This window comes from Streptomyces sp. CB01881 (genome assembly GCF_002953255.1).
Classification (GTDB): domain Bacteria; phylum Actinomycetota; class Actinomycetes; order Streptomycetales; family Streptomycetaceae; genus Kitasatospora.
In genome coordinates this window covers 9,763,805-9,780,314 of sequence record NZ_CP026498.1, presented here as the reverse complement: position 1 = coordinate 9,780,314, position 16,510 = coordinate 9,763,805, and the positions used below count along the sequence as shown (strand labels likewise).

12 protein-coding genes, 4 pseudogenes and 1 riboswitch are annotated in these 16,510 nt (G+C 70.2%); of the genes and pseudogenes, 10 read left to right on the top strand and 6 right to left on the bottom strand.

Translation table 11 applies throughout. The annotated features are described in order from the left end of the window. Window positions 1–79 precede the first annotated feature (79 nt). From C2142_RS32105 to C2142_RS32095, 4 genes and pseudogenes are all read left to right on the top strand, one after another. Window positions 80–544: a rhodanese-like domain-containing protein gene (locus tag C2142_RS32105; RefSeq protein ID WP_148646319.1), complete on the top strand. Its 465-nt coding sequence runs from the start codon at window positions 80–82 to the stop codon at window positions 542–544. 239 nt (window positions 545–783) lie between these two features. Then, a riboswitch (SAM riboswitch) is annotated at window positions 784–895 on the top strand. A gap of 146 nt (window positions 896–1,041) precedes the next feature. Further along, window positions 1,042–1,287 (top strand): annotated as a pseudogene (locus C2142_RS41765) (ATP-binding cassette domain-containing protein); the annotation flags it as partial. 88 nt (window positions 1,288–1,375) lie between these two features. Next, window positions 1,376–1,522: a hypothetical protein gene (locus C2142_RS40685; RefSeq protein ID WP_241003355.1), complete on the top strand. Its 147-nt coding sequence runs from the start codon at window positions 1,376–1,378 to the stop codon at window positions 1,520–1,522. Between the two features lie 332 nt (window positions 1,523–1,854). Continuing rightward, a complete protein-coding gene (locus tag C2142_RS32095) occupies window positions 1,855–2,754 on the top strand; it encodes a GNAT family N-acetyltransferase (protein WP_148646317.1) in 900 nt (299 codons plus the stop codon). 64 nt (window positions 2,755–2,818) lie between these two features. Here the strand turns inward: C2142_RS32095 and C2142_RS32090 are convergent. From C2142_RS32090 to C2142_RS32075, 4 genes and pseudogenes are all read right to left on the bottom strand, one after another. Further along, window positions 2,819–3,576, bottom strand: a pseudogene (locus C2142_RS32090) (transposase). Window positions 3,577–3,583: 7 nt separating this feature from the next. After that, on the bottom strand, window positions 3,584–3,925 hold the full coding sequence (locus C2142_RS32085; RefSeq protein WP_174315796.1) for a hypothetical protein: 342 nt from the start codon (window positions 3,923–3,925) through the stop codon (window positions 3,584–3,586). Between the two features lie 144 nt (window positions 3,926–4,069). Next, the gene (locus C2142_RS32080; protein ID WP_241002907.1) at window positions 4,070–5,176 is read right to left on the bottom strand and encodes an IS630 family transposase; all 1,107 of its coding nucleotides are present in this window, start codon (window positions 5,174–5,176) and stop codon (window positions 4,070–4,072) included. 346 nt (window positions 5,177–5,522) lie between these two features. Next, window positions 5,523–6,539, bottom strand: coding sequence for an alpha/beta hydrolase (locus tag C2142_RS32075; RefSeq protein ID WP_148646316.1), 1,017 nt, complete (start codon window positions 6,537–6,539; stop codon window positions 5,523–5,525). A 75-nt stretch (window positions 6,540–6,614) separates the two neighbouring features. Here C2142_RS32075 and C2142_RS32070 point away from each other — a divergent pair, with 75 nt between their 5' ends. Both C2142_RS32070 and C2142_RS32065 read left to right on the top strand, forming a co-directional pair. Further along, a complete protein-coding gene (locus C2142_RS32070; protein ID WP_148646315.1) occupies window positions 6,615–7,196 on the top strand; it encodes a TetR/AcrR family transcriptional regulator in 582 nt (193 codons plus the stop codon). Window positions 7,197–7,353: 157 nt separating this feature from the next. Further along, on the top strand, window positions 7,354–8,586 hold the full coding sequence (locus C2142_RS32065) for an MFS transporter (RefSeq protein WP_241002906.1): 1,233 nt from the start codon (window positions 7,354–7,356) through the stop codon (window positions 8,584–8,586). A gap of 473 nt (window positions 8,587–9,059) precedes the next feature. On the opposite strand, the pseudogene C2142_RS32060 reads toward C2142_RS32065, so the two are convergent. Together C2142_RS32060 and C2142_RS32055 are read right to left on the bottom strand one after the other, a co-directional pair. Beyond that, window positions 9,060–9,829: pseudogene (locus C2142_RS32060) on the bottom strand (alpha-ketoglutarate-dependent dioxygenase AlkB). Continuing rightward, window positions 9,813–10,746 (bottom strand): annotated as a pseudogene (locus C2142_RS32055) (hypothetical protein). Before C2142_RS32055 ends, C2142_RS32060 begins: the two co-directional pseudogenes overlap by 17 nt. A gap of 150 nt (window positions 10,747–10,896) precedes the next feature. On the opposite strand from C2142_RS32055, the gene C2142_RS40680 reads away from it, so the two are divergent. The 4 genes from C2142_RS40680 (at window position 10,897) to lanKC (ending at window position 16,267) form a co-directional block, all read left to right on the top strand. Further along, window positions 10,897–11,388, top strand: a complete 492-nt coding sequence (locus C2142_RS40680; RefSeq protein WP_241002905.1) for a hypothetical protein — start codon at window positions 10,897–10,899, stop codon at window positions 11,386–11,388. Between the two features lie 5 nt (window positions 11,389–11,393). Then, window positions 11,394–11,825: a hypothetical protein gene (locus tag C2142_RS32045; protein WP_241002904.1), complete on the top strand. Its 432-nt coding sequence runs from the start codon at window positions 11,394–11,396 to the stop codon at window positions 11,823–11,825. 375 nt (window positions 11,826–12,200) lie between these two features. Further along, the gene (locus C2142_RS32040; RefSeq protein ID WP_241002903.1) at window positions 12,201–12,872 is read left to right on the top strand and encodes a hypothetical protein; all 672 of its coding nucleotides are present in this window, start codon (window positions 12,201–12,203) and stop codon (window positions 12,870–12,872) included. 782 nt (window positions 12,873–13,654) lie between these two features. Continuing rightward, window positions 13,655–16,267: a class III lanthionine synthetase LanKC gene (gene lanKC / locus C2142_RS32035; RefSeq protein WP_162002603.1), complete on the top strand. Its 2,613-nt coding sequence runs from the start codon at window positions 13,655–13,657 to the stop codon at window positions 16,265–16,267. The last annotated feature ends 243 nt before the right edge of the window (window positions 16,268–16,510 follow it).

Below are 16,510 nucleotides of genomic sequence, written 5' to 3'. Positions count from 1 at the left end.
ACCGCCGGACGGGGCGGGTGCCGGAGCGGCTCCGCCCCGGTACGAGTCCGCCCAGGCACGAGCCCCGAGGAGCACCCCGATGACCACCAGCGCCGTTCTCAGCGTCCCCGCCGCCGACCCCGCCGTCGCCGCCGCCCACTACCTCGCCCGCCTGGCCTTCGAGGCCGACGTCTCCGACGTGCACGCGGACCTGATGGCCGGTGCGGCCGGTGTGGTCGTCGTCGACTCCCGCAGCGATGTCGCGTGGGCCCAGGGCCGGATCCCCGGCGCGGTGCACATCCCCACCGCGCGGATCGCCGAGCTCGCGCCGCAGCTGATCGCCCCCGGTGCGACCGTGGTCACCTACTGCTGGGGCCCCGGCTGCAACGGCGCCACCCGGGCCGCGCTCGCCTTCGCCCGGCTCGGTTTCCCGGTCAAGGAGATGCTGGGCGGCTTCGAGTACTGGGCGCGCGAGGGCTTCGCGTACGACACCGACCACGGCACCGAGCAGCGGCCGGTGGACGACCTGACCGCGCCGCGCTCCGGGATCTCCTGCGCCTGCTGAGCCCGCTCCCCGGCCCCGGTGCCCCGGCGGATTCGTCCGCCGGGGCACTGCGCCGTTTTTGACGATCCGTCAATTACGCCCTGGCCGGAATCCGGCAGCCGCCCACCGGGCTTCTGTGGCAACGGTGTTGCGTCGTGTTGCGGGAGCCCGTCGCCGGGTGTCCGGTCCGCCGTGTCATGGCTGCTGACGGGCCGGACACCGATTGACGGGATCGCCGACGCCTTCCTGGACTCGGGAACGGCGAAGAATGTCAGCCCGAGGCCCCGGCCGGCTGGCTGGCAACCCCCACACTGCGGTGGGGTGCCCCGGGGGTAAGCCTGGCGGCATGACGTCATGTCGCAAGCGCAGTCATGGCCCGGGCGGGCGAGGGGCGGAGAAGCTCGTGGAACAGCGGGCAGGCGGGCGGCACCGCGCGGGCCTCGGGCTGGTGGCCAGGCTCGACGTCGACCTGCTGCGGCACGCCAGCTCCCTTTGTCGCTGACGCCGGCCCGCCGGCCGGGCGGTATCCGCGCCAGCTCTCCGGCGGCCTGCGCCAGCGCGCCCTGATCGCCTCCGCGCTCGCCGCCGAACCCGACCTGCTGATCGCCGACGAGCCGACCACCGCGCTGGACGTCACCGTCCAGGCCCAGGTGCTCGACCTGCTGGACGAGCTCCGCCGCCAGGGCGCGGCGCTACTGCTGATCAGCCACGACCTGTCGGTGGCCGCCCGGCTCGCCGACCGGGTGGCGGTCATGTTCGGGGGCCCAGATCCTCGACCTGCTCGCCGACCTGCGCCGCGACCTCGGCCTCGCCCTGCTCTTCATCTCCCACGACCTCGGCGTCGTCCAGCACTTGGCCGACCGTGTCGCCGTCATGAAGGACAGCCACCTGGTCGAGACCGGGGACGTCGACGAGCTCTTCGCCCGGCCCGCAGCCGACTACACCCGCCAACTCCTCGCCGCCGCAGCCGCCGCAGCCCCCGTGGAGGCCCGGACGTGAACGGCACGCTGTCCGCCACCTGCGACCTGCACAGTCGGGCGGGCGCCCACGGCCGGGGCCTGAGCAGCGTCTTGGCTTTGCCTTTTAGCCCCCCCCGGGGTTCTTTGAGAGCGCTCTGCATCGTCCCGCGAACCCTCCTTCAAGGAGCGCGGAAATCCGTGGACGGACCCACGGAAGACCACGTACTGTGTGGCTTCACGCCCTGAGATGAACGGAAGGAGGCGAGTGCCGTGCAGTTCACACCTTTCCAGCGCTCCCTCTTCCGCTGCCCCGGCGTGGTTCGTGAGTTCTGACCGGGAGCGCTCCAAGCAGCCTGTATCCCGGAGGAATCCATGACCGATCCGGTCATCCGCGCGCTCTCCGCGAGCGACGCTCATCTCTTCGACGCACTCCCCGACCCCCTGGGCGCCCGTGAAGGCCATCGGCGTACCCAGTTCCGCCCCGACTGGAAGCGCGTCGCCCTGCGCGACGGCGAGGTCGTCGCACGCGGCGCGTGGTGGGGCGGCCCCGACGACTCGGAGCCCGTCAACATCAACTGGTTCGACGTGGCCGAGGGCGAGGAGGAGGCCGGGGCCGAACTCCTGCGCTCCGCTCCCTGGCAGGTCGAACTCGAGATCAACCTGCCCGGCGGCTGGCGAGAAGAGACCGACCTGCGCGCCGGCGCCGAGGCGCGTTTCGCCGCCGCACGAGCCGCAGGGTACGAACTCCTGGTGGAACGCTTCCTGTACCGCTGGACCCCGGAGCGAGGTCTGCCCGAGCGGCCCGGACGCCTGCACTTCAGTGCCGAACCCGACGACACCGTGTTCTTCGACGCGTTGCGCCGCATCCACTCCGCCACCCTGGACGCCCACGCGCTCAGGGCCATCGAGGAGGGCGGCCTCGACCAAGCCGCCCAGGAGGAACTCGACTTCTTCCACTGGTGCCCCTCCCCACGGGAGTGGTGGCAGATCGCACACACGCCGGAGGGAGACCTGGCCGGCATCCACATCCCGGCCCACAACCCCTCCGGCCCGACCATCGGCTTCATCGGAGTCGTCCCGGAACAGCGCGGCCGCGGCTACGCCTACGACCTCCTCGCGGAGTGCACCCACTTCCTCGTCGAGCAGGGCGCGGAGTTCGTCAGCGGAGCGACGGACCAGGCCAACTTCCCCATGGCCGCGAACTTTGCCAAGGCCGGCTTCCCCGTCATCCGTGAACGCATCAACTTCCACCCGGCGGGCCGATCGGCCTAAGGGCTGTCCCGCAATTGATCTTTGACGGTGGCAGGGCAGTCTCGCCCATCGATGGCAGACCGGACTACGCGGCCTGGAGGAGGTTGTGGAGGTGGGCGATGCCGAGCATGGCTTGGTGGACGCCGTCGCCCTTGAGGCGGCAGTCGCGAAGGATCCTCCAGGTCTTCATCCGGGCGAAGACGTGCTCGACACGGGCACGGACCTGCTTGTGCTCACGGTTGTGCTCGGTCTGCCACTCGGTCGGCTCGCGACCTTTGGGCCGGCGGTGCGGGATCACGAGGCCGGTGCCGGGATAGCCGCCATCGGCGATGGTGGTGGTCCTGCCGACAGCGGCTTTGGCGCCGGACTCGGCCCATGCCTTGCAATCGTTGCGGTTGCCCGGAACGGGTTTGCCGACTGCGACGACCAGGCGGGTGTGGGCGTCGACGACGACCTGGTGGTTGGTGGAGTACCTGTAGTTCTTGGACTTCTCGGCGATGGTGTGGTCCCCGGGGGGGCGTCGACGATCAGTACCGTGCCCTTGGCGAACCGCTTCCGTTGCTTCAGTGCGAGCAAGGGGGCGACGTGGTCCACGATGCGGTCGGCCGCCGACTTGAACACACCGAACAGTGGCGCGATCTGCCTCAGCGTGAGGTTGGTCCGCCAGTAGGTCGCGACCAGCAGGACCCGGTCTTCCAGTGGAAGACTCCAGGGTCGGCCGGGCCGCACGGTGTCGCCACCTTCACGGCGGAGCATCGTCATCAGCGTGTGGAACTCGCGTGGGCTCAGCCCGGTGAACGGGGCTATCCAGGACGACTCCGACGCCGTGATCACACCAGCCATGCCAAGATCATTCCACTGCTTCAGGATCCTCCTGCGCGTAGGCGGCCCGGCAGCGTTCGACCTGCTCGGTGACCTGCTCCATGAACCAGCACATGATCTCGTACGGGATGACGTGCTCGTCATGGCTGTGGATGTGGACGGTCGGTTCCAGAGTCGGATCCTCGTCAGGGACGAACGCCGCCAGAAAGCCAACCCCGTGCATATGAGTCGGCCTACCGGGGATTTCGGCCCACGCTGCCGGCGCTGGCACGGCCTCGCTCAGCTCCAGGGTCCAGGCGTCGTCAGGTCCCGCGTAGAAGGACAGGACGGCGTAGTGACGGCCCGCGTGTTCTCTCAGCTCTGCTGGCATGTCAGCAGGCTGCCATAGCCGGAGGGCCGAAGTCGCGCGGATATCCGGCCGAGGACCCGGTCCTTGGAGCCTCAGCCACGCGGCTCAACCAGGGGGTTACGGGACAACCTTAGTGGTCGACGCTGGAAGTCCTTCGGGGGTTGATCAGGCGGCCAGTGCAACGGAGGATTCTTGGTGTCGGTCGGTGAGCGTGTGCCGGTCGAGCCGGGCCAGCAGATCGTCCAGGTCGGAGGTGGTGAACTTCCACTGGAACGGCTGTGCCGTGGCGTTGTAGCGGTCTTCGAATGCTCGGAGCCGGTCCCCGACCTGGGCCAGGTCGGTGAAGTCGTTGGGTGAGACGACCTTGCGCTGGACGACGGAGAAGTAGATCTCCACCTGGTTCAACCAGGAGGCATGGATAGGGGTGTGGACCATGACGGCGTTCGGGAAGGCGGTGGTCAGCCGATCGGCGGCCTTCTTGCCTCGGTGTGAGGAGCCGTTGTCGACGATCCAAAAGACCCGCTTGGCGCTGGCGTAGGGTTCGGTGCTCATGACCTGGGTGACCAGGTTCATGAACGGGTCGATGCCGGTGCGCGGTTCGGTGCGGCCGAACACCTTCGCGGCGTGGACGTCGTAGGCGGCCAGGTAGGCCAGTGCTCCGCCGCGTCCGTAGGTGTGGTTGACGCGCATCGCTCTCGCCCGGCCCGGGGCGAGGGTGGGGTGGCAGCGGCAGCGGGCCTGGACGGAGGTCTTCTCGTCGGCGCTGACGACGTACTCATCCTCCCCGAGCGGGACGCCGCCCCAGGTACGGGCGTACAGGTCCAGAACACGCTCGGCCTTGGGTTGGAAACCCAGGTCGGTGATGAAGATCCAGGAATGGTGCTGCCAGGGCTTGAGCGCGTCTTCGGCCAGCCATCGGCGCACGGTAGAGGCCGACACGGACGTGGTGATGCCCTGGACCATGGCTTCGCGGGCCAGCTCCGGGCACGACCAGCGCGACAGCGGCGCCCCGGTCTCGGCGGGCAGTCGGCAGGCCAGCGCTTTGACCCGGGCGGCCTGCAGTGCGGTGAAGGAAGCCGGGCGGCCGGTGCGTTTTCGATCGGCCAAGCCCGCAAGACCCAGCTCGGCGAACCGCCCCCGCCACTTGCGCACCGTGTCCAGATGCAGCCCCGTCTCGCGGGCGATGCGCGCGTTGGAGCGCCCGCGCGACGCGTGCAGCACGACCTGCGCCCGGACACGCAGCCGGTACTCGGTCTTGTGGCCGTAGGCCAACTCCTTCAGCCGTTCGCGCTCGGCGGCAGTTGGGGCTATCGGACGGGCCGGGGCAACGGGCATGGGGCAAAGGCCGATCGAGAGAAGTGGATCACGACGGGCCGTAGCCTGCCGTGTCCTCTCCCCGGCCCGTCCGACAGGATGTGGGCACGCCCGCACGTGTTGGCCGCAGCGGAGTACCTGCACTTGGTCCCTGCGTGCCGCGAGGGCCCACAGGTTGTGTCCGCATGGGGTACCGATTGCCCTCTGACAGGTGATCTTGACCGTTTGACAGGTGACGTTGACCGCTCGGTTCGGGGCGCGGGCCGCTGGCGGACGCCGCGGCCCGTCCGTCGGAGTCGCCTGGTCAGCGGCCGCCGGGGCGGCCGAGGGTGTCGCGGAGGAACTCGGTGATCTCCACCCGTGCCGCCTCGGCCTGCGGCACTACGGCCGGCATGCTAACGAAGGCGTGGGCGGCCTCGGGAAACTCGGTCAGCCGCGCGGGCGTCCCGGCTGCGCGCAGGCGTTCGGCGTAGCGGCGGCCGTGGTCGGCCAGCGGGTCATGGGTCGGCACCACTACCAGCGCCGGGGCGAGCCCGGCGAGGTTGTCGGCGTGCAGCGGAGACAGCGCACGGGGATCGGTTCCCGAGGGGACGGCGAGCCGGTGCAACAGCCGCAGTTGGGGAACGGTCAGGGTCGGGCTGTGGGCGTGCTCGGTGACCGAGAGGTGGTCGAACATTGTCCCGGTCACGTCTGCGACGGGGTTGACCAGCACCTGCGCCCGCAGTTGCAGGTCTGCCTGCCTGGCGCGGATAGCGGCCAGGGCGGTGATCAGTGCGCCGCAGCTCTCGCCGAAGACGGCGATGCGCGTCGGGTCGATGCCCCAGTCGGCGGCGTGCCGCACCAGGTGGTCGAGCGCGTCCCAGCCGTCGTCGGCTGCGGCCGACAGCACAGTGTCCGGGGCGAGGAGGCGGTGCTCGACCGAGACGACAAGGGCCGGCAACTGGGCGGCGAGATGGCTGTTGATCCAGTCGCTCTGCACCGCCGTGCCCACGAACCCGCCGCCGTGGACGTGGAGTACGAGGGGCAGGGGCGCCGCCCGGTCGGCGGAGCCGGCGCGGCGTTCGCGCGCCGGCCGGTGGACCCGGACCGGCACGCGGCGGCCGGGCAGCGCCAGCGACTGCCAGTCGATCGCGGCCCCGGGGTGCGGCATCCCGGTGATCGCGCGCATCGCAGGCGACGCCCGCCTGCGGTTCTCCGCCTCGCGGTAGCCGGCCAGTTCCTCGGCGGTCATCGCCGCCCAGTCCGGCTCGCCCCCCAATGCCTGCTGCCGCAACCCGCTACTGCTCGCCGACGGCTGCCGCGCACCGCTGTCCCCGCTCATGCCTTCTCCTCCCCGAATAGTTCCGCTACCTTAGGTATCGATACCTAAGGTAGCGGAACTAGCTATGGTGAGGGAATGACTAGAACGCCTCCTCCCGCCCGACCGCCCGGACGCCCGCGCGCCGGCCTCGACGCCGAGGTCTTCACCACCACCCTGAGCACGGTCCACGAAATCGGCTACGCGCGCGCCACGGTCGAGCGCATCGCCGCCGCGGCCGGCATCGCGAAGTCGACGGTCTACCGCCGCTGGCCGTCGAAGGGCGCGCTGATAGTGGACTGCCTCCTCGACGCGTTCGGCCCGGTTCCGCTGAAGGAGGGCGCCGACCGGGCCGAGCTCATGTCCTCGACCATCCGCTGGATCGCAGCGACGATCGGCGAGCCCGGGGTGGGCGACGCGTTCGCGGGCGTGTTCAGCGACGCCGTCAGCGACCCGGCCCTGCGCGAGATCCTCTCCGCACGGTTGCAGGACCCCTACCGCCTCGCCCTCCAGAACACGCTCGACGAACCCGAGCACAGGGTCCTGTTCTTCATCGACGTCGTCGTCGGCACCCTGCTCCACCGGATGGGCATGACCGGCGAACCGATGGTCGATGCCGATGTCGACGCCCTGGTCGCGATGATGCTGCCGCACTTCGCCGACGGCGCCGGTCCGACCTGACGGCGGATCGCCGACCCGGGCAGCGCAGACCGATGGGGCGGGCGGAGCCGACGGCGCCGAGCAGGGCTTGGAGGTCACGCGTCGACGAGACGGACCTCCGCTCACGTACCGCCCGCTGATCACTCACATTGACGATTCACGAGTAGAGGGAGGCGCCGTGTCGCGCTCCGAACCACTGCCCCGCACCGTCCGTCTGCTGTTACTCGCCCGGGTCGTCAACCGGCTCGGGGCCTTCTCACTGCCCTTTCTCACCGCGCTGATCAGCGCCGACCACGGCGCGAGCCTGACCACTGCTGGGCTGGTCAGCGCCGCCTTCGGGCTCGCGACGATCCCCTCGCGGCTGGCCGGGGGACACTTGGCCGACCGGATCGGCCGGCGCACGACCATCGTGCTCGGGCTCTGCGGATGCGCCGTCGCACAGCTGGCGATCGCGGCCTCCGCATCGCTCACCTGGGCGGTCGCCGGGGCGGTGCTGCTCGGGCTGGCCTTCGAGCTCTACGAGCCCCCGAGCCAGGCGATCATCGGCGAGTCCGTGCCGGAGCGGCACCGGGTGCGCGCGTTCAGCCTGTTCAGCGCCGCGCTCGCGGCGGGCGGCATGGGCGCCGGGCTGCTCGCCGCCCTGCTCGGCCGCTGGGACCTGCGCTGGCTCTTCGTCACCGACGCCGCCACTTGCCTTGCCTGCGCACTGCTGATCCGGCTGGCCTTCCCTCGCGACCGTCCCGAACCTCCCGGCGAGGACCAGGACGACACCGCCGTACGACCGCTGCGCGACCGAGCCCTGCTGAGCGTCCTGGCCACCGGCACCGCCTACGCCCTGATCAACCAACAGACCGTGATCACCCTGCCGCTCGCACTCGCACGGCAGGGGCTGCCCGCCGCCGACGCCGGGCTGTTGTTCACCGCAGCCGCGGCCACCACCGTGCTCGCCCAGCCGCTGATTCGCCTGCCCTGTGCGACCCGGCTCACCACGCCCGTCGCACTCGCACTCGCCCATCTTCTCCTGGCCGCGGGGCTGACCGGCTACGCCCTCACCCGCACCCTGCCGGCGCTGCTCGCCTCAGCCACTGTGATGAGCCTCGGCGATCTGCTGGTCATGGGCCGCATCTACGCGCTCGTCACCGACCTCGCACCACCTGGCGCCAGCGGCCGCTACCTGGCCGTCTTCGGTACCAGCTGGGGGATCGCCGCGACGCTCGCACCCGTCCTCGGCACCCAGCTGCTCGCCCACGCGGGGACGACCGCACTGTGGTCCGCAATGGCCGCGTTCTGCCTACTGCTCGCCGCGCTGCACCTTCGTGTGACACCGGAGTCCGCCCGGCTACCACAACGTCGCGCACCAAGGAAGCGCAGGTCGACCAAGCCAGTGGCTGCACCCAGCCTGCGGCGCTGACCAACACCGGTCAAGACGCGGCCGCGCGACGTCGCGCAGCCACCCGGAGTCAACCCCCGAAGGACTTCGGGAACCGACTACTTCGCGAGGAGTAGCACGCGGCAAGCGGTCCGGTCCGAGGGGGCAGGCCCGGACCGCCTGCCGGCGCCCGGCGTCATGCCGGCCGACAGTGCGGACGTGGGATCCACGCTGTGGAGCGGCCGCCGTTCCGGCGTCAGCCCACGCACCGACGATGATCAACGGCGGCCGCGCTCGTTCCCATAAAGGCCCCCAGTAGCGGGGAGTTTGGCGGGATTTCCGCGTGGGCGGGGCGGCGTTGTTGTGGACGTCCCGCCAAAGGGTGGCCGCGCCGCATGTAGTGACAGCGGCGCGGAGGGGGCACCGTTGTGAGCAATGATCTGCCGACGGATGTGTGGGACCGGGAACTCAACGAGCTCACCGGTGTCCGGAGGGTTGGTCAAAAGCCCTCAAGGTCAGACGGGCGGCATCAGATCGCTCTCGCTGATGGTGTACGTCAGCAGGGGGTAGACGAAGTCCGTTTCCTTGTTCTCGCGGCGCCGCAGTCGGTAGAACTCGTGCCTCTGCTCATCGTCGGCCGACATGAGGCGTGCACCCTGCGGGAGGAGTGCATGTCCTTCGCGAAACCGGACGAATGTTTTTGACGTTCGAAAGGTGACGCCCAGCCATTGGTTGTCCGCCCTCTGGGCGGGCGTGTCCAAGACGATTTTGTGCCTGATTCGCCGATTCGATTCGACGGAAAACGCGACGATACTGTTGTGGGTCAGGGGAATCTCGAACTTCTCGCCATCGGACCCCTTTGATTCGAAGATCAGCTTCCTCGGCGGGCTCGCTTCGGGATGCTGGTAGCAGGAGAAGACGGCGATGAACGACTCGTCGGCCAGATCGAGGGCTTGGTCGGAGTGGCTGCCCATGGTTGTGTAGGCGTTCGTGTAGCTCTCGATGAGCGCGTTGTTGAAGCCGGCCGGAAGCGCCGCATGCTCTTGGATCTGTTGCGCCAGTCGTTCGTGCACCGCCTGAAACGCTGCGCCGGGCTGCCGTATCGAGTGGTAGTACGCACGAGAGGCATGCCACCCGCCTCGTCGATCCTGGTGAGCACGGCGCCGCGCCGGCCTTTTCCTACGTCTTCCAAGCGGGCCGACGCGGACAGCTCTGCAAAGAGATTCTCCTCAATTGGCATAGTGTATGAGAGGATCTCCTCCGAGATCCTAGACTCGGGGGGCAATGTAGTCTCCCGTGTTCATGCTGAAGCGAAATTCGTCACCGTAATCAACGAAGGACGAGGTCCTGTTCTCCTCGGCGTACAGCCTGCGCAGCTCGTCCATGCCGGCCGGTGTGGGTGGCCCCAGCTTCACCAGGTCTTCGGCAAGTTCGAGGAACGTGTGGCCGTCTTTGTGAACGGCTTCGGTGTTCGAGCAGCGCACCACGTATCCCAGGCGGGTCGGGAGCAACTCGGCGTCCAACGTCGAGGGCCGGATCTCGTGCGTGCACAGGCGGTTGGTGGACAGTGGCATGAAGAAAACGGAGCCGGGGTAGAGCGTCACGGTGAACTGCGGGGGGAGCGCGACCCCGCCGGGTTCCTCGGTCCGGTCCTTGAGGCGAAAGTGGAGTTTGGTCAGCCCGCTGGCGCCCTTCACGCCGTAGTCGAAGGCGTCTTCGCCCACGGGCTGCAGCTTGTCGAGCCGGTCGTAGAAGGTGCAGAAGGCCATGATGCCGTTGGCGGGCATGTCCTTGATCTTGTCGGCATGGGCCGAGATCTTGGCCTTGGACTGCTTGCGCTCGGCCGTGGCAAGGGTGCTGTGGTAGATCTGGGCGAGGACGTGATTCAGCGGTGCCTGGTACCGGAAGACGGCGGCGGCCTCGCGGTTCAGGGCCTCGACGATGCGCGTGTCGGTCGGGCGAAGCTCTCGGTCGGCCCCGAGAGGTTCGTGGAGCACCGCAGCAGGCGGAAGTGCAGTTCGTCACCGTTTCGCGTGACGGGCGTCAGATAGATTCCGCTGCGATGGGCGGTTCCGGGCTTGGTGGACTCCGTCAGGGACTGGAACGCGTGCTCCGCACGGATCCGTCCGAAGTGATCGGCGTCGAGTCCGAAAAGCGGCGGTAGTACACGCCGACGCCGTCACGGTGCTCGACAGCGGGCAACGGGTTCTGCTGTACGGGCGGTGTGCGGAGCTGCTCGGCGGGGTCGTGAGGCCGGGCGGACGGCCCGTGTTTCTCGATGAGCCGCACGGAGGGTATTCGATGGAGGAGCACGGCAGGGTGTCCGTGGTCGACGATTCGCCGGATGTTCCGGTGACCCGATTCGTCGGGCAGCGGGTGCGTTCGGTTCGGGAGATCGGCTACAGCGACGGCCGTGCCGATTTCACTGCCGGCCTCACGCTCCAGTTCCCCGCCGGGAGCGTCCGCCTGCTCGGACTCGACGACGACCTCCTCATCGCGCACGACCAGCATCTGGGCGCTGTCGAGGCCCACCTGCACGAGGACGTGATCATCGCCCGAGTGGTGCAGACCTGCGGGGGCTGCCCCTCGCAGTGGGACGCCTGGACGACCGGAGGCCAGTACCTGTATCTGCGGTACCGGCACGGTGAGGGGACGGTCGAGCTGCACCCGAGTGAGGACACCGACACCTGGGACGGCGGGGAGTCGAGGCTCTGGACCAGCTGGGACGACGGAACCAATGGCGGCCGGATCGAGCTCGCCGACTTCCTCTCCTTGGCCGGTCTGCGGCTGACGCCGGACGCTGAGGTCCGCACCACAGCGCCGAAGACCGAGGGGAAGGCGTGAGGGCGATGCCGGCGCACCCGAGCGGCGACTACGCGATCACCGCGCTGTACTCCGTGCCCGACGACGCCTGGTACCTGGAACTGGACCTCGTGCGGGAGCAACGGGCCGTCGTGACCGCCGTCGTCCCCGACGAGGACCCGGCGCGCGAGCCCACGGTGTGTTTCGATCCCCGTGGGCGACACCTGGACATCCCGTATGCGGTCATGCGCTGGTTCATGGACCAGGTCGAGGAAGAGATCCGAATGTCCCGAGCCTGGATGCAGCTGCGGCCGAGCTCGTGGAGGTCGTACACCGGTTGCGGCAGGAGTACTTCGGTGTCATTCACGACGCCGGCTTTCCCGATGTCCTCGCGGAGGCGCGCGCCGCTGTCCCCGAGGAGGACCTGCCTGTCGTTCTTGCGGCCGCCTTCGGGCGGCGTCCTGATGGCACAGTCGTGAGTGACGGGCCGGCGCTCCGGCCCGCCGACGAGGGCGTGGCGGAACAGTGACTCCCGTCCCGCCAGGCCCCTCTCCGGGAGTCAGTGACTGGTGTCGAGCCGGCTGATCAGCTGCCGGTCGGCAGCTCGCGCGGCCTGGAGTTCTTCGCGAACAGCCCGGAGAGACCGGCGGGTCGACGGTGGACGGTCTGCGCGGACAGCTCCTCAGCGGCCCGTCACCCCTGCCGAACGGCAGGGGTGACGGGCCGTCTGCGAGCCTCCAGAACCTGCCGATCGGCACTTGGGCAGGCCTGCGGGCGAGCGAGAAGCTGGACACGTCACCAGGACGAAAGCCCCGGCCAACGGCCGACGGGCCCAGCAGACAGAGGAGTTCACCATGTCCGCCTTCTTCACCGCCACCCGCTCGAAGGTCTCCGGGGCGCTCGCCGCCGCCGCCGTCCTGCTGGTCGCCGCAGGCATCGGCGCGGGATCGTCCCCCGCCGCTGCCGGGGTGGCGCCCGACGGCTTGGGAGCGGGCGGCGCGATGGCGGCAGCGCAGGCGAAGGTGAGCGGTTCGGCGCGGATCTCCTTCGTCTACTCGCCCGACGACGACATTCGCTTCACCTTCGACGTGGAGGCCGCACCGTTCACCCGGCCGTTGCCCGGGCTGCCGAAGGGTCTGCCGACCGACGCGCGCGGCACTGTCCGGATCTCCCACCACGTCGCCGGGGCGGACCACGCCGTCACCTCGGAGGCGGCCGTGGACTGCCTGGTGACGGGGGACCGGACGGCGTCGTTCACCGCCGTCATCACCCGGGCCGACCCCGAGGTCGCCGACACCGTCGGCCAGCGTCGCGGCTTCAGCGTCCTCGACGGCGGCTCGCCCCGTCACCCCGACCGGGTCGGCTTCTCGTGGGGCGTGGTGAACGTCGACGACACCGATCCCGGCCGGCCGGTGGAGGGCAAGGTCGGCACCTGCATGGCCCCGGCACCGTTCGCCCCGGTCATATCCGGCGACCTGACCGTTCGTCCCGGCGAGCTCGCTCCGATGCCGGCAGGCGGCCGGTGAAACGCCGGTCCCCGGTGAGCGCGAACCCGGCGACCCCGTCCGTACGGGAGTGAACCATCGCCTGGACCAGCGGCTCTGACCCTGCCGCAGCCCGCCGGTACCGCCCCGCAGTACCGCCCCATCGCGCCGCCCCGAAGCGCCGTCCCACGGCCCTGCTTCACGTCGCACCGGAGCAGAGCCTGCCGAGAACGTGCCTGCCGAGCACCGTGCCTGCCGAGCACCGGACCTGCCGAGAGCCGTGCCTGCCGAGGACCGGGCCGCTGCGGCAGCAGGGGTGGGGTGTTGTCCGGGCCGGATTTCCACTCCGGGGGGGCCAAGGTGATCACGGCGGGGGGTATCGGATCGCCGTCTGCCTGATCGGGCACCCGCCGCTGCCCGCGTGTTCCGTGGCCGGGTCCTGCCGATGGATTGTCGGCCGGTTGGCTTGAAACCATCGTCGTCCGCCGGTGGGGCCGTGGCCGGAACTCTTGTCGCCGCACCACGACAGGGGCGGGCGCGGCCGCCGACCAGGGTGGATCCCAACGCCGGTGGCCGGCGGCCACGTACGGACGAAGGCGGGCGGTTCACCGGCTTTCGGCCAACGTGAAACACTGGCAATTCGGGCAGAATTCGCGACCAGCACCTCCGCTTAACACGCCGTTATTGCTCCCGCAAGCCTTGAGCCGCTCTCCGGATACCGGATATACCTGTGCCATCGCCGGGCCGGACCGCCCGACGCGATGACAAACGGCCTGGCAAAACCCGCACGGGCCGCCGAGAAATGTGTGAGGGGGATCCCCGGAATGCGGCCAGCGGACTATGGGCAGTTCTGCGAGACGGACCCGGTCTTCTACGACCAGCCCGGCTCGGGCGACGACGCGGCCGACCTGTACCCGCCCGCCACCCGGCCGGTGCCGGAAGGGTGGGAGCGCAGCCGGGACACCGTCTGGGTCTACCTGCACCCGGAGGGCACCACGCTGCCCGACCAGGGCTGGAAGGTCCACGTCTCCGGAAGCCTGGACGAGGCCCCCGAAATCATCGAGACCGTCCTGGAATTCTGCCGCACCGAGCGAATCAGTGCGAAATTCCTGGCCGGCCGCGAAACCGTCCTCAAAGCCAACTCCAAGTACGCGCCGCGCGGCTCCAGCGGAAAACTGCTGACCCTCTATCCGCGCGACCCGGACGAGCTGCGCCGCCTTCTCGACGGGCTGACCCCGCTGCTGGCCGGTCGACAGGGCCCGTACATCCTCAGCGACCTGCGCTGGCGCGAGAGCCTGCTCTACCTCCGCTACGGCGCCTTCCGTCAGCTGTACTGCCTGGACGAGCAGGGCCGCACCGTCTCCGCCCTGCGCGACGCCACCGGCACCCTGGTCCCCGACCTGCGCCGGCCGGTGTTCTCCGTCCCGGAGTGGGTGGAGATCCCGGACTTCCTGGCCGAACAGATCGCCGCTCGCGGTCGCCAGGCCGCCCCCGAGGACTTCCCCTACGACATCGAGCGGGCGCTCCACTTCTCCAACGGCGGCGGCGTCTACAAGGCCCGGGACCGCCGCGACGGCCGGACGGTCGTCCTGCGCGAGGCCCGGCCGCTGGCCGGACTCGACCAGCACGGAGCGGACGCCGTCCAACGCCTCCACCGCGAGGCCGACATGCTGCGCCGGCTCGCCGGGCTGGACTTCGTCCCGCAGCTCTTCGACCACCTGAAGGTGTGGGAACACGAGTACCTGGTCGAGGAGTTCATCGACGGGGAGAAGCTCGAACGCTACCTCTTCACCGGCCGTCACCCGCTGCTGCGGGCCGAGCCGACCGAGGCCGCGCTCGCCGAGTACGCCGCGACCGCACTGGACTTCGCCGGGCAGCTGACCGCGATGCTGCGCACCCTGCACGGGCACGGCGTCGCCTTCGGCGACCTCCATCCGGGCAACGTGATGGTCCGGCCGGACGGGCGGCTGGCCCTGGTCGACTTCGAGCTGGCCTTCGACCTCGACGGCGGAACCCCGCCCGGGTTCGGCGCACCGGGTTTCATCTCCCCGGCTGCTCGCACCGGCAAGTCGATCGACGACTACGCACTCGCCTGCATGCGGCTCTTCCTCTTCCTCCCGCTCACCTTCCTGATCGAGCTGGACTCCGGCAAGGCCGCCCAGCTCGCCGAGGCCGCCGCCGACCGCTTCGGCCTGCCCGCCGGCTGGGCCGCCGAGCTGGTCCGCGACCTGTCCGCCGCCACCGGTGGCACCCTTCCGCCCGGGGCGGCCGAGCGGACCGGCGTCGGAGGTGGTACCGGTAGCAGCGCGGGCACCAGCCCCGGCCGCCCGCTACCCGTCCCGACCACCCCGGCGGACCGGCGTCGCGTCATGGACGAGCTGGCGGAGGGCATCCTGGCCGCCGCGACCCCGGCGCGCACCGACCGCCTGTACCCGGGCGACCCGGAACAGTTCAACCGGGCCGGCATCGACCTCGCCCACGGTGCCTCGGGGGTGATCCACGCCCTCGCGACCGTCGGCTACCCCGTCCCCAAGGAGCACGTCGACTGGCTGCTGCGGGCCGCCCGCGATCCGAAGGTGGTCCGCCCCGGCCTCTACGACGGTCTGCACGGCGCGGCCCTCGCCCTCGACCAGGTCGGCTGCGAGGCGGAGGCCATGGACGTCCTCGCCCGGGCCCGCAAGCTCACCGGGCACCGGCGGCAGCTCGGCGTCTTCGGAGCGGACCTGGCCGGAGGCCTGGCCGGCATCGGCCTCAACCTGCTGCACTTCGCCGACCGCCACGCCGATCCGGGACTGGCAGAGGAGGCGCTCGCCATCGGCGAGGAGTTCGCCGCGCCCGGCGGCCCGCCCCTGGGCAAGGGCCGGGTCGGACTGCTGCACGGCGGCTCGGGGGTGGCGCTCTTCCTGGTCCGCCTGTACGAGCACACCGGGCAGGAGCGCTGGCTGGACCTCGCCGAAGGAGCCCTGGCCCGCGATCTGGCCAGTACCCGGTTGGACGAGAAGGGGCTGCTCCTCACCCAGGACAACCAGTCCACGGCCTACCTCGGATCGGGGTCGGCGGGCGCGGTGATCGCTGTGCGCGCCCTGCTCCGGCACCGCCCCGACCCCCGGTTCGCGGAGGCGGCCGAGCAGCTGGACCGGGCCTGCGCGGCCGAGTTCTTCCTGATGCCCGGCCTCTTCGAGGGCCGAGCCGGCCTGATCTGCGCCCTCGCCACCGGCGACTCCCCGCACCTGGACCACCAGGTCGACCGGCTCTCCTGGCACCTGGTCCGCCATCAGGACCGCGTGGCCGTGCCCGGGCAGCAGCTCTACCGGCTCTCCACCGACCTGGCCACCGGCGCGGCCGGTGTCCTCCTGGCGCTCCACGCGGCGTCGACCCGGAAGGGCGTCAGCGCCCTTCCCCTCCTGGACCACCGCGGCACTCCGTCGTCGCGGTGAACACAGCACCACCGCCGTTCCCAGCAGGGAAACGGTCCCAACAGAGAAATGAGGTGTGTCATGGCTTTCATCCTCGACCTGCAGGGCCTGCACGAGGAGTCCGAGTCCATCGTCGAGTCGCTCTGGTGCAGCCACTGGTCCTCGCGCGCCTGCATGTGACGCGTGCAGTGACGAACTGACGCGGTGCCCCGCCCCCATGAGGGGTGGGGCACCGCGTTCGTCTTCGCCGGGTGTCCGGGGTGT

Excerpts from the sequence above, each read along its gene's own strand:
- C2142_RS32040 (WP_241002903.1), top strand. The coding sequence starts at position 12,201 with ATGTCCGCCTTCTTCACCGCCACCCGCTCGAAGGTCTCCGGGGCGCTC.
- C2142_RS32095 (WP_148646317.1), top strand. The coding sequence starts at position 1,855 with ATGACCGATCCGGTCATCCGCGCGCTCTCCGCGAGCGACGCTCATCTC.
- C2142_RS32075 (WP_148646316.1), bottom strand. The coding sequence starts at position 6,539 with ATGAGCGGGGACAGCGGTGCGCGGCAGCCGTCGGCGAGCAGTAGCGGG.
- C2142_RS32045 (WP_241002904.1), top strand. The coding sequence starts at position 11,394 with ATGCCGGCGCACCCGAGCGGCGACTACGCGATCACCGCGCTGTACTCC.
- C2142_RS32105 (WP_148646319.1), top strand. The coding sequence starts at position 80 with ATGACCACCAGCGCCGTTCTCAGCGTCCCCGCCGCCGACCCCGCCGTC.
- C2142_RS32085 (WP_174315796.1), bottom strand. The coding sequence starts at position 3,925 with ATGCCAGCAGAGCTGAGAGAACACGCGGGCCGTCACTACGCCGTCCTG.
- lanKC (WP_162002603.1), top strand. The coding sequence starts at position 13,655 with ATGCGGCCAGCGGACTATGGGCAGTTCTGCGAGACGGACCCGGTCTTC.
- C2142_RS32070 (WP_148646315.1), top strand. The coding sequence starts at position 6,615 with ATGACTAGAACGCCTCCTCCCGCCCGACCGCCCGGACGCCCGCGCGCC.